General features: G+C 52.8%; 10 protein-coding genes. 7 read left to right on the forward strand and 3 right to left on the reverse strand.

Translation table 11 applies throughout. The features are described from left to right. Positions 1-350: 350 nt before the first annotated feature. The 3 genes from V9K92_RS00005 to V9K92_RS00015 form a co-directional block, all read right to left on the reverse strand. Positions 351-1,574: an adenylate/guanylate cyclase domain-containing protein gene (locus V9K92_RS00005; RefSeq protein ID WP_307277664.1), complete on the reverse strand. Its 1,224-nt coding sequence runs from the start codon at positions 1,572-1,574 to the stop codon at positions 351-353. A gap of 166 nt (positions 1,575-1,740) precedes the next feature. Further along, entirely contained in the window at positions 1,741-2,961 is a 1,221-nt protein-coding gene (locus tag V9K92_RS00010) for a glycosyltransferase family 4 protein (RefSeq protein WP_337352804.1), read from the reverse strand. Between the two features lie 42 nt (positions 2,962-3,003). Further along, a complete protein-coding gene (locus V9K92_RS00015) occupies positions 3,004-3,573 on the reverse strand; it encodes a MarR family transcriptional regulator (protein ID WP_336442282.1) in 570 nt (189 codons plus the stop codon). 256 nt (positions 3,574-3,829) lie between these two features. Between V9K92_RS00015 and V9K92_RS00020 the strand changes: the two genes are divergently transcribed. From V9K92_RS00020 to V9K92_RS00050, 7 genes are all read left to right on the forward strand, one after another. Next, positions 3,830-5,539 carry a type I secretion system permease/ATPase gene (locus tag V9K92_RS00020; RefSeq protein WP_336442225.1) on the forward strand — a complete coding sequence of 570 codons (1,710 nt, stop codon included), beginning with the start codon at positions 3,830-3,832 and terminating at the stop codon, positions 5,537-5,539. After that, positions 5,536-6,954, forward strand: a complete 1,419-nt coding sequence (locus V9K92_RS00025; RefSeq protein WP_336442226.1) for an HlyD family type I secretion periplasmic adaptor subunit — start codon at positions 5,536-5,538, stop codon at positions 6,952-6,954. Before V9K92_RS00020 ends, V9K92_RS00025 begins: the two co-directional genes overlap by 4 nt. 295 nt (positions 6,955-7,249) lie before the next feature. Further along, on the forward strand, positions 7,250-7,909 hold the full coding sequence (locus V9K92_RS00030; protein WP_115054044.1) for a calcium-binding protein: 660 nt from the start codon (positions 7,250-7,252) through the stop codon (positions 7,907-7,909). Positions 7,910-7,988: 79 nt separating this feature from the next. After that, positions 7,989-10,247: a glycosyltransferase family 2 protein gene (locus V9K92_RS00035; RefSeq protein ID WP_337352805.1), complete on the forward strand. Its 2,259-nt coding sequence runs from the start codon at positions 7,989-7,991 to the stop codon at positions 10,245-10,247. Further along, positions 10,244-11,089 (forward strand): class I SAM-dependent methyltransferase, encoded by an 846-nt coding sequence (locus tag V9K92_RS00040; RefSeq protein WP_115054043.1) that lies wholly within the window; start codon positions 10,244-10,246, stop codon positions 11,087-11,089. Before V9K92_RS00035 ends, V9K92_RS00040 begins: the two co-directional genes overlap by 4 nt. Continuing rightward, positions 11,086-12,339: a glycosyltransferase family 4 protein gene (locus tag V9K92_RS00045; protein ID WP_337352806.1), complete on the forward strand. Its 1,254-nt coding sequence runs from the start codon at positions 11,086-11,088 to the stop codon at positions 12,337-12,339. Before V9K92_RS00040 ends, V9K92_RS00045 begins: the two co-directional genes overlap by 4 nt. Before the next feature lie 10 nt (positions 12,340-12,349). Beyond that, entirely contained in the window at positions 12,350-13,123 is a 774-nt protein-coding gene (locus V9K92_RS00050) for a hypothetical protein (protein WP_337352807.1), read from the forward strand. Positions 13,124-13,135: the final 12 nt, after the last annotated feature.

The following is a 13,135-nucleotide window of genomic DNA, read 5'->3' on the forward strand; positions in this document are numbered from 1 at the left end:
CGGCGACGCGCCTCGGCGCATATCAGGATGACATTTCTACTTTGCACAACAGTCGACATTTCAACTTGGTCGCCACATCTGCTTTTAGCGGGTGGGTTCAAGGATGAAGTGCGACTTGCAATAGATAACAGTGGCTTATCGCTTGCAGGGAGTTGCCCATGAAATGCACCTACTCCCAGATTGATATGGATGAACGCCGTAAGATCGCTCGAAGGACTGAACCCCTACAAAAATGATAACCGGTGGGCAAAAGCAGGAATCCCAGTTTGACAGTCGACGCGGCGCAATAATGGCGTCAGATTTACGAAGTTGCCAAATCAAATGCGGAGGCGCATAGGTTGTGAAAATGACTACAGGCGTCCAGACCTGGCTCGATCAAGGGTAAAGAGCTCCTGGGCACGTCCCACTCCCCGCAACGCATAACGCCCGACGGAGACGAGTTGGTCTCGCAATTCGCTTGGCAAAGCTTCGGCAAAACTATCGGAAATCAATATGTCCTGGTCAACCGAGCGACACATTGATGCGATGCGACTGACTTCGTTTACCGCGGGACCGACAACTGTAAAGTCGAGGCGCGTATCACTCCCAATATTACCGTAGAATACCTCTCCGATGTGAAGGCCAAGATAGACATCGGTTGCTGGAGCACCATCCGCGTGGCGAACTTGGTTAAGCGTGACAAGGCGTTTGCGTAGCAAATATTCAGCTTCTAGCGCTGCTGCACAATCCTGAGCAGAGTTGCCGTTGGTAAAGATTGCAAGAATACCGTCTCCCATAAGCTTGAGTACGTCGCCGCCCGTTTCGTGTATCGAGGATATGACTGCTTCCGCATAATCATTCAGCATGGGAATGATTGCATCGGGCGATGCTGTATCTGAAATGCGTGTATAGCCTCTCAGATCCGAATACCACAGGACCGCTTCAATACGCTCCGCGGCACCTCGATTGATGCGTCCGGCAAGGACACGCTTAGCGGCATCATGACCTAGATAGACATCGGCCAAGGTCTGGACGATACGGGTCAGCGAGGCGCACTTTATGGCCAATCCCAGTCCTCGCACCATTCGACGGATCGCCACCAGATCCTCTGCACGGAAACCCTGTGGGTCATCGGTAGACCAGGAGGAATAAAAGCAATCCATTTCGCCGATAGTGCCTTCAGAAGAGAAGCGATTTATGAGCGCGAGATAATCAGTGCAGCCTTCGCCTTTGAGCGTGAGCAAATGCGGGAATCCCAAGTCTTTTTCCCGTCCCAGCTGCACGCGCATTTCATCGTCGCCCGCATTCAACATGCTGTAAAAGGTTGATGTCTGCCAGTTGCTTGCGCTTTCACCCTCCTGCGAAGAACCATATTCAATGATCGCGCGCTCGACCTGCCCTTCCCTGCGCCATAGAAAAACCCGGCCTTCGTAGATGGGGTGCAGCGTGTCGACAAATGCATTTGCTCGCTCAAGCCGGATTCCAGCATCAAGACAGCGCTGGCAAAACCCATTCATAAGTTCTGTTTCGCTGGCGCCGGAGAGCCCTTGCATGTCCAGCCAGGTTTCAATTTCTGCGATCTTGGCTTCGTTCATTGCCATACCTGCCTACGAGATGCGCGATGGTTAGCACTGTTACGCGATTTTGACAAAGACAGACCTGCTTTTGAACTGATTTATGGGCAGCTACATGCGGAGGCCAGCACAGGTGAGGTTCAGGGCGGAAAAGCCGCGGCTATCAGGGATAGCAATTGTCAAATACTCAACCTGCCTTGGCAATTGACCCAATCAAAGCTTTTTGACGTGTCAGACAATCCGTAAGTTGGAAGCGATGTTCGACTGTTCTGCGGGCAGCGATACGCAATGGCATATAATCGTCTGGCTTGTGCAAAACACGTAAAAGGGTGTCGGCCAAAGCGTCGGTATCATAAAACGGCACAAGTAAGCCATTTTTCCCCGATCGAATGATCTCCTGCACCGGAGGAGTGTCCGAGCCAATGATCAGAGCGCCACAGGCCATGGCCTCCACCACGGACCAGGAGAGAACGAACGGGTAGGTTAAATAGATATGCGCTGTGGAAATTTGATACAGCTGACGAAGAAGATCATGTGAGATTGGACCAGTAAACAAGACTCGGTCAGCCGGGACATTGTGCTGCGCCAGCATAACCTCTTTCCATGTACCTCCACCTGGCGGCGGCTTGCCATAGCTTACGCCATCGCCGCCCACAAAGATAAAAAGAGCGTCGGAATTCTTGGCCAGAACCTTCGATGCCGCTTCAAGTGCTTGCGGGAAGCCGCGATAAGGTTCCAGATCGCGGGCGACGAATGTGATGATCGGCGGATCCCCTGCCCGCAAAACGCGCCCGTCGGGAAGACGCAGCGAGGCGTTGCGGTCTGGACGAAAGCGTTGAGTGTCAACGCCTTCGTGGCAGACCGCGATGCGGTTTTGTGCAGACGCGGGATAGAGGCTCTTTTGCCATTGTGTAGGGCTAATGCCGCCATCCAGGGCTTCGAGCGAGATGAGCTGGGCGATATTGCGCAGACGCAAGCGCTTGCGTGTATCCGCGTCGGGTAAGTCGTCGGGTGCAAACCCAACATCAGCACCCTCTGCCCTGTAGAAAAATTCGCAATATCCTATCGCAGGTACCTGTGGCAGCACGTCTTTTACAAACATCATGCTGCCCCAGCCTATGTGACCGACAACAATGTCTGGTCGCTGGTCATGACGTATCATGGCCTCAAATGTTTCAGCAACCCGGTGCCCGATCCGAACATGGTGATCCGGTATACCCAGATGTTTTGCCATCTGAGTATCCGATCGAGGGCCGGGTTCTGCCCTGTGTCTGACTACGCGGACCGATGGGAGGCGTCGGTCTACAGTTTCACAAACGAGGCTGACATCATGCCCACTGGAAGCAAGATTTTCAGCCAGAGCAGAAAATTGACCAAAGCCACGTCTGTGCACGAATGCCACATGCATGATTTCAGTCCTTTCCGACCGTTACGGCACACCACTTGATTGTTAAATGCCGTAACGTGCAGCATTACCCCATACCAGTTCAAGCCGATGCAATGTTTGAAATGCAATCTCTAGATTGCGCAGGTCACTATCATCCCGCGCAAGAACCCGATTATAAGCACCGCCAGCGTCGCGCAAATTGGCGCAAAGCTGTTCGCCCTTTTCAGTCAAACGAATCCTCGCGGATCGCTTGTCGCGCTGTGATGCTACCCTGTCGATATATCCACCATCGGCAAGCTGCTTCAGGTAATAGGAGATGTTGGAGCCGACATAATGGCCGCGGTCCAGTAGTTCTCCAACCGAAAGTTCAACGTCGCCGATGGCAAGAAGAACCATTGCCTGAGCTGGCCCAACATCTTCAACGCCGAGTTTTGTCATCTCTGTCCTGAGCAAACTCGCGAACCTCCGATTGACCCTCTCAATCATTCTTGCCAGTTCAAAATGCGTTACAACCACTGTATGAACTGGATGTCTATGTCCCTGTTTTTCTGCGGTAATTTCGGGGAAATTGGCGGCGTCATAGCCGTCAATAGATGTTTCGACTTCCACTTCTTCGTGCAGAAGTTTTTGTATCATCTCGGTCTCCATGATCAAGTTTACTTCAAAATTTGAAGTAAGTTACAAGTATGTTTTCGGTTCTCCTTCGAATATTTCCCCACCGTAAGAACTTTTTTCTGTCACATTCTGCGCAGTATTACTTTACTAGTCTATGGCCTTAGACCAAGGTCGTAGGAGCTAAACCGCGGCTGTGTCATTTCCAAGGCAGAAGTGTATGGTAGATACTCGTCAAATCAATGAGAATGGCAATAGCAATGTTGGAAAAAAAGCGATGACACCTACGGTGCCCACGCCTCAAACACTTATTTTCAAAGCCCGCCGGGTATTTTTGGCGGGGCTGCTTTATGCTGTTTTGCTCAGTGCCTGCATCAACATTTTGCAACTGACAGTACCGCTTTATATGCTGCAGGTTCATGACCGTGTTTTGAACAGCCGCAGCACAGATACGTTGTTGATGCTAACGATTCTCGCGATTGGCGCATTGATTGTTTTCGGTATTTTGGAGTTCATCCGCGCTCTCTCATTTCAGGCAATGGGTAGCGCGTTGGTTCGTCGGCTTAACCTCCCGGTTTTAACCGCAGCAGTACAAGCCTCGGTTGATCAGGGGCTTCCAAAAGCAACACAATCCCTACGTGATTTGACCGAGTTGCGTTCGTTTCTGACGTCGTCAGCGGTAAGTGCTCCGCTTGATGCTGCCTGGTCTCCTATTTTTCTTGGAGTCCTGTTTTTGCTGCATCCTGTCTTTGGCATTATTGGTATTGTGGCGGTCATCATTCTGATCTGCTGCGGTGTCGTGACGGATTTGATGACACGCAATCTGGTGAAAGACGCCAATCAGGCGAATATCGAGGCAATCTCCAAGATCGGTGCAACATTGCGCCATGCTGAAGCGATTGAAGCCATGGGTATGCTACCTGCTTTGGCCCGTCGCTGGCGTGGCCTGCAGATGAATGCCCTGGATTTGCTTGACCTTGGCGGCAGCCGCAGCCGTGCCATGACATCCATCACTCGCACATTACGGTTCATGATCCAGGTGGTAACGCTCGGCGCCGGCACATTGCTGGCCATGGAGCAAGAAATTTCTCCTGGCGCGATGATCGCCACCAGTATCATTGTCGGACGACTTCTCATGCCGTTTGATCAGGTCGTTGAGACCTGGCGGCAATGGGTAAACGCAATTGGAAACTGGCAGCGGATTCAATCCTTGCTGGCCCAGAATCTCGCAGTGCGACAAACAATGCCGACCCCCAGGCCGCATGGAGATCTTATCGTGGACAGGTTGGTCTATGCCGCGCCTGGTGTCGAAATGCCAATTATCAAGGGCATCTCATTTGCTCTTTCACCCGGAGAGGTTCTCGGTATTGTCGGGCCTTCGGCTGCCGGCAAGTCGACGCTTGCCCGGCTGATGATCGGCATCGTGAAGCCCACATCAGGAGGCGTCTTCCTCGATGGCAACAACGTGTATTTGTGGGAGCGCGGCTCATTTGGCGAAATTGCCGGCTACTTGCCGCAGTCAGTGGCGCTGCTTGAAGGAACGATCAAGGACAACATCGCACGCATGGGCGACAGTGACCCCCACCGTGTTCTGGAGGCCGCCAGGCTTGCAGATGTTCATGAGATGATCGGAAGACTGCCGCTGGGTTATGATACGCCTGTGGGCGACGGGCGTTTAACGCTGTCAGGTGGTCAACGCCAGCGGATTGGCCTCGCTCGCTGCCTTTACAACCGCCCCCGCCTTATCGTGTTGGATGAACCCAATGCCAATCTTGATGCCGTGGGCGAGAGAGCATTGATGCGGGCCATAGAACAGGCGCGCGATGATGGTGCGATCGTGATCATGATAGCTCATAGACCCACGATTATGCAGGTGGCGGACAAGCTTCTCGTCCTTGAGGACGGCCGTATTACCCAGTTCGGGCCGCGCACGGATGTTGTTGCCTCGATAACACCGACCGGTCCTAAGAGAGCGACTGCATCATGACCGACAAAATCAATCTGCCCAAACGGGTTTCCCAATTGCTTGCCCCGCGCGCCGCATCGACCGGCGACAATCTGCCTACGAAATTTGGCACGGTTCGCCCTGAATGGGTCACCGACCTCGAGCAGGAAGATGCAAAGAGCCCTCTACGCAGGCTGATCATTGCCGGTGTTGCAACGATAGCCATCGCATTTGGTGGTTTTTTTGGCTGGGCTTACTCGGCTGAGCTTGGCAGCGCTGCTGTTGCGCTTGGAACGGTAATCGTTGATTCAAAGCGTAAAACCATCAGTCATTTTGAAGGTGGTATCCTTGATCGCTTGTTGGTCCAGGAAGGCGACGTCGTCAAAGTTGGGCAGCCGCTGGTAAGGTTGGACAACACAAAGGCCCGCTCGGAGTTGCAATCTCTGCAAAGCCGCCGCGTTGGATTGATCGCAAAGCTTGCTCGCCTGCGGGCGGAGCAGGCGGGCGCTACTGAAATCGAGTTTCCAAAAGATTTTGGTGCAGCTGATGATGTCACGGCACAAAATGCCATGAAAGCCGAGCAGATATTTTTCCAAAAGCGCTCGTCCCAAAAGACAAGTCGCATCGATGTTCAGCAAAAAACCATTGAACAATATACCGAGCAGGCAAAGGCATCAGAGGCACAGATCGTAGCCACAGATCGACAGATTGCCCTTATCACCGAACAGCGCGATGCAATCGCCAGCTTGGTCAAAAAGGGTTTTGCCCAAAAATCCAAACTTACGGAGATCGATACCCGGCTAAGCGAACTTGCCGGCCAACGTGGTGAATATGCCGGCGATAAGGCCAAAGCGGAACAGGCCAAAGCAGGTGCCGAGTTTTCGCTAACCGGCATTGAAAGTGATGTGCAATCAGAGATTGCAGGTGAAATTACCACCAGCCAGACTGATCTTGCTGACACCGAAGAGCGAATTGTCGCTGCCAAAGATGTCATGCGCCGGGTCGAGATACGTTCGCCACAGGCCGGTATCGTCGACAATATTCGTCTGCGTACACCGGGCGGTGTTGTTGCAGCCGGCGAAGCAATTCTTGATATTGTTCCGGAAAACGAGCCGATGGTGGTCGAAATGAAGATCAGTCCACGCGATATTGATGGCGTTGCTGTGAATTCTGCAGTTCAGGTCAAATTGACGGCGTTTAATCAACGATCCCTTTCGCCGCTTGATGGAAAGGTGACCTATGTTGCCGCTGACCAGCTTATCGATGAAAAAAGCGAAACGGCCTACTTTGTGGCACGGGCGGAAATTTCTCCCCAGTCGCTGACAGCCAATCCGTCCATCAAGCTCTATCCAGGCATGCCTGCAGAAATCCTGATTGTGCACAAGTCACGTCGAGCGATTGATTACATCGCTGGCCCAATCACCGACAGTTTCAACCGTGCCTTCAGGGAAGATTAGCCGGAAAGCGCTGGTACAGCTGATGTTTTTGAGGGTACTTCAAAATTAAAAATAATTTACGCCTAATAAGGATGCATAACTAAAGTATATTGAGTTTAAAGCGCAATTATAAGTCTAATATAAATATGTCGTAATACATTCATGTAATAAATTGTTACTATAGATTGCCACATTTATATTCATAACATATGTTGCATTTCGATTTGGTGCAGCGCACAATCGTCAAAGCACTCGATCGCCGGGGTATTTTTCCGGCAATGCATAAACTCAATGCAGGACAACAAAGGAGAAGCAGATGGCCACTTTAGAAGGCGGCGCCTACGACGACGTTTTGTTTGGCTCCCGTTTTGATGACTTCATCCACGCCCGTGGCGGTGATGACGTTGTTTTTGGTGGGAACGGAAGTGACACAATATTCGGCGATGATGGGGATGATCTCCTGTTCGGCGGCAACGGAAATGACTCCATTTTCGGTGGCGCCGGTAGTGACATCCTGTTCGGCGATAATGGCAACGACGTCTTGACCGGCAATGACGGCAGCGATGTTCTGTTTGGCGGTCGTGGAGACGATGTTCTTCTCGGCGGTGCAGGCAATGACATTCTGTTCGGCGGGCAAGGTGATGACATCCTTTCTGGCGGTGCTGGAAACGATATCCTTTCTGGCGGTGCTGGCGATGATACACTCATCGGTGGTGCAGGCAGCGATACGTTTGTCTTCAATGGCGGCGGCGGCAACGACGTCGTGCTCGATTTCACTCCGGGTCAGGATCATCTCCAGATTTCGAGTGGCATTAATGGAACGGATATCCACTCGGCTGACGATGTGGCTTCCCATGTTACCCAGGTTGGTGGTGACGTAGTTGTCGATCTTGGCAATGGCGACTCTGTCACACTGGTTGGTGTGAACGCTGACGATGTACTCGCAAACCCAGGCGATTTCTTCGTCGTTCATTAATATCGATTTATGGCGTGCCCTGTCTCCCACAGGGCACGCTTTTTTTCTCGCGTTGCGCAGTGAGTGAAAGGGCAATTTGTTGCACCTAGACCATTCAACGGAAATTGAAGATTACCCACAGGACCTTTCGATCTCGCGCCTTTGCGCCGACGTGGCTGTTGTAATATGGGATATTCCAGCTTCCTCCAAAGCGCTGACAAAATGCACTATCGAAGCATCAAATCCTTTGGTGCCCCTCGTCAGCCTCAGCATGCCGCTCGAAACGGGCGGTCAGCGTATGTTCTGGGCAATGCGGACGAAGGCCGATCCCGTTTCGCTGAGGCTTTCCAATGGCAATTCGACCTCAGACCAGGAAGTAATGCTCTATCCAGCTTCCGAGTTGGGTAACTTTGATATAGAGCGTGCTTTGAGCAATATCGGCTCGGGCGGACAGGTCAAACTCCTCAACAACCTGCTCGGCACGTGGCGAAGTGCCTTTCGCCTTTCGCAGAACTCAATTTTTGCCGGCGTCGCTCGCGAGGTCACAGTGGCACTTACACCCGAGCCGCGGGAAGTGCGCAGTTGTGGACAGCCAATTGATGGCCTCCATTTGCTGGAGACCGGTCTCAACCCGGACCTTGGAGCTGTTACCGCCATATATGGTATCAGCGGCAATTCAGTCATTTCACTGCCGGTGAAGCTGGTTATTGGCCCTGCGGTCAAAAAGGGCCTGCAACAATGCCACCTGCTTGTGGAATCCGCCCGCGCCCTTCCCCAATCGTTTCGACTGGTTATTTCAGGCAAGAATGGCGTTGCCGTGCGCAAGCTCTCCGACATTGCCAGTGCCTCGGATTTCCAGAAATGGTGGGGAAAAAAACAGGGAGATGCAAGTTTGCGCGCCTTTCTGGTACGCCATCTTGCAAAGGTGCCTGACGCCGGCATCGCGACCGCAATCGACATGCAGATAAGGGCTCCGCTCCCTGCCCGTCAAATCGGTAAATCTGCTACTCAGCCTTCCGGCGAAATTGATCTGGCGCTGGCACTGGATGGCGGCTTATTGGTTGGAGGCTGGACGAACGATCCGTCCGGAATGCTCGCCGGTATCGAATACGTAACCGAAGATGGAACAGCCCTTCCACTGAAGCCAAACTTCTACAGTTTTCCAGGCAAAACTGGAAAAGGTGAGGACGGATCACGGTCTGACGTGACAGGTTTTGCTGCCTGGCTTCCGCAGGTCAACAATCTTGGGCCGCTGTTGCAGCCCCGGTTCCAAATGCGGCTGATTTCGGGTGCAACCTCTGCACTTGTGCCACAGATGCAGCCCTTTGAGGCTGGTGCTCAGCGCAACTGTATATTACGCGCTGTCCCGCCACAGCATGCCAAGGCGCAGGTTTTTGAAAGAATTCTGGCGCCAGCCCTGCGGGAGGTCGAGCAAAAGATAGGAAAAATGGTCAAGATCGCCGACGTGAAGGATTACGGTATTATGCCGGAATCACCGTTGGTTTCCCTTGTTATTCCTTTGTACCGGAATCTCGATTTTCTGCGTTTCCAACTTTCCGCTATGGCAACAGATCCCTGGCTCGTCGAGAACGCCGAAATCATTTTCGTGCTCGATTCCCCTGAAATTCAGGACGATACCGAGCACATGCTGGGTGGACTGCATATCCTTCACGATCTGCCGATGAAGCTTGCAACGATGAACCGCAATGGCGGTTATGCGCGGGCATGCAACGCCGGCGCCAGCCTCGCCAATGGCACGATACTGGTGATGTTGAATTCGGATGTCGTTCCCTGCAAGGCGGGGTGGCTGGATGAACTTATCAATCCGCTATTCAAACAGAAAAAACTTGGCGCTGTCGGACCCAAATTGCTGTTTGAAGACGGTTCTTTGCAACATGCAGGCCTTTATTTCGCCCGGGATCAGCGCGGAGTATGGCTCAATCACCATTTTTACAAAGGAATGCCGGGGGACTATGCGCCAGCTCGGGTCGCCCGCTTTGTGCCAGGCGTAACAGGCGCGTGCCTCGTTACGCGAAAGGATATTTACGACCTCGTTGGAGGTTTTACGGAAGACTATGTGATCGGCGATTACGAGGACAGCGACCTTTGCCTTAAAATCCGCCAGATAGGATTCCAGATTGCCTATGAGCCGAACGTCGCACTTTACCACTTCGAGCGCCGGTCAATACGCCGGAGTTCTGATTATATGCGGGGCTTGGCCAGCCAGTACAATTCATGGCTGCATACGCAGCGCTGGAACCGCGACATTTCAGAATTGATGACGAGTTATCTCGACGAGACTGACGAGGATACGGTCACACCTTTTGTTAGTAACAAGTCGGAAAGGAGCGCCGCTTGACCGAGGTCATCGCACTCAAACAATCACCAGCCGATCATGTCCGGGTCTATGATAATGATTACGTTGAATGGCTGATGGAGACCGTGTTGAAGAACCGGTTTCTCCCCTCCCCCGAGCTTGAGAGCATATTTGTTGGGGACGGCAGTTATCAGGCCGTTGGCGCTGAATTTCTCGGCCATTTCATTCGAAAGGGCGGACTGGAAAAAACAGACCGCATATTGGATATCGGATGTGGCATCGGACGCATGGCGGTGCCGCTCACGCAGTATCTCGACTACGAAAAAGGCACTTATTGCGGTATTGATCCCGTGGCTGGCGGTATAGAATGGTGCAATCAAAAACTTAGCCCCATCTATTCAAACTTCGAATTTCGCCACGTGGATATTGCGCATAACCTGTACAATCCAAAAGGCGCGATCGACGGCCTTGAGCTTGTCCTTCCTTACGATGGAAATCAGTTCGATTTCATCATCATGACCTCGATCGTCACCCACCTGCCGGATGAAGAAGTCAGCGCTTATTTGCGCGAAATCGAGCGCCTTCTTGCTCCTGGTGGCCGTCTCTTCATGACCGCATTTGTCGTCGACAAGGTGGCACAGGAAAATGTTTCCAAGAAACGTGACGCTCGGCTTGGGTTTCAACGCTATGACAATGGACCGTGCTGGTTCGTACCGGAACTGCCGCCGCTTGCAGCGGTGGGTTTCGATGATGGCTTTCTGGACCGAGCGATTACTGGCGCCGGTTTGAACACTGTCCTTAAATCATTCGGTCATTGGCGCGGTGTTTCGTCGGATCATTATCAGGATCTGTTTGTTGCAGAAAAAGACGGGATCCGCCGATGAAGGTTCTCGTTGCTGCCCACAATCATCCCTCCCTCCATCCTGGCGGGACGGAGATTTTTGCGCACGATTTGTTTCGGGCGTATCAGAGGGCTGGCTGCGACGCGCTTTTTTTGGGCGCAACCAATCATATTCACCGTGAAGCTCGCCCTGGAACCAGTTTCCAGAGTATCGGCACCACTGGCGACGAAATTCTTCTTTGGTCCGGTCATTTCGACCGTTTCTTCATGAGCCAAGTCGATCTTTATGGAATTGTGCCGGATATTGTGGAACTGCTTCGCGATTTTCGGCCAGATGTCGTTCATCTGCATCACCTGCTGTTGCTCGGTGCCGAATTTCCGCACATCGTCAGACGCACACTTCCCGATTGCCGTATCGTCATGACGCTGCATGATTATTACCCAATCTGCCATCATGATGGTCTGATGGTTCGGACCACAAACAAAGAACTTTGCTACGGCGCAAGTCCTGACCGTTGCCATAGCTGCTTTAAAGAGATCGCGCTCGACAAGTTTGTTTTACGGGAGCGGCATTTGAAATCGCTGCTAAGCACAGTGGACAGCTTTGTTTCACCAAGCGCGTTTCTGAAGCAGCGTTATGTTGATTGGGGTTTGTCAGAACATCTTATTAGCGTGATACCGAATGGACAGCCCGAACGTGCGCCGGTCAAACCATCAGAGACAACCCGCCCCAAGCCGGTCTTTGGTTATTTCGGCAACCTTAATCCGTGGAAAGGCACCACGGTTTTGCTTGAAGCAGCAAAGCAGCTGATTTCCGAAGGATTGGACTTTGAGTTGCGGGTCCATGGCGCGGCGCCATTCCAAAGTGAGACCTTTATTGCTGACATAGACCGGTTGTTCGCCGAGACGTACCCTTTCGTCCAGCGACGTGGAGCCTATCGGCGCGAGGATATTGGCAAGCTCATTGCCACTGTTGATTGTGCAATCATGCCTTCGATCTGGTGGGAAAATGCGCCTTTGGTCATCCAGGAAGCCCAGGGCCTCAATTGCCCGGTGATTACCAGTAATATCGGAGGCATGGCCGAGGCAATCGAGGACGAAGCAAACGGTCTGACCGTCACTCCCAACGATCCTATGGCCCTGGCTTCAGCTATCCGGCGTATCGCGGAAGACGGCGATCTGCGTCAGCAGCTTTCCAGTCGCGCACGCCATCCCGACACCATTGCCACATCGGCAGCGAAGTATCTCGACTTGATCGGGACATTGCGCTCGGATCGTGTGGCAGCCGCCTGAAAGGAAGATCATGTCTATAGCGACACAAGTCCCAGCGCAGGCTTTACCACAGCCTCCTGCTGCACCCGTGCAAGATAATGCGCGACCACTGAAGACAGAACCGATGAAGGGCCGGGTCGACGCCGTCGACGATGGACGTCTTTACGGCTGGGCCTTCGATCCATCTGCACCCACCGCGCGGGTGACCATCCGGGTATTGCTGGATGGGAAACCAATCGCCGAAGCAACAGCTGATCAGGATCGCCCAGATTTGAAGCGAAGCGGCATCGGTGATGGCGCGCATGCCTTCAATGTCATGTTGCCGCAATTTGCTTCGATAAGGGCGGCCGAACTGGTAGTGGTTGCTATCAGTGCCTCAGGGGTCGAACAGGCTTTGCGTGTCCCCAAACCCGCCGAACAGGCAGCAGAGGCACTTATCGCTGCGCCAATGACGCGGATATTGGACAAGCTCGACATGCTGATGGCAGCGCAACGTCAGCTGCAGGTTAACCAGAGGTCTCTGCAACGTGCTGCGCCTGTGCTTGATGGCAATAGCGGTAGCTCGTCTGTCGAAGGCCTGGATATTGGCGGTTCAATTGAAGCGATGCGGGGCGACGTAAATAATCGTCTGACCGAACTCGATGTACATTTGATGCGTCTTGACGGTGTGGTCGGAGGCTTGGAAAAGCGTATTGAATCGCTGCAGAAGCGGTCCAATGGTGATGTGAAGCCGCTGTTCCTTCTGCTTTTTGTTCTTGTCGGTTTTGCCGCGGGAGCCCTTGTTTCCTTGACGATACTCCACTGAACTCGGGAGTAA

It is taken from the genome of Phyllobacterium sp. CCNWLW109 (genome assembly GCF_037203905.1).
GTDB lineage: Bacteria > Pseudomonadota > Alphaproteobacteria > Rhizobiales > Rhizobiaceae > Phyllobacterium > Phyllobacterium ifriqiyense.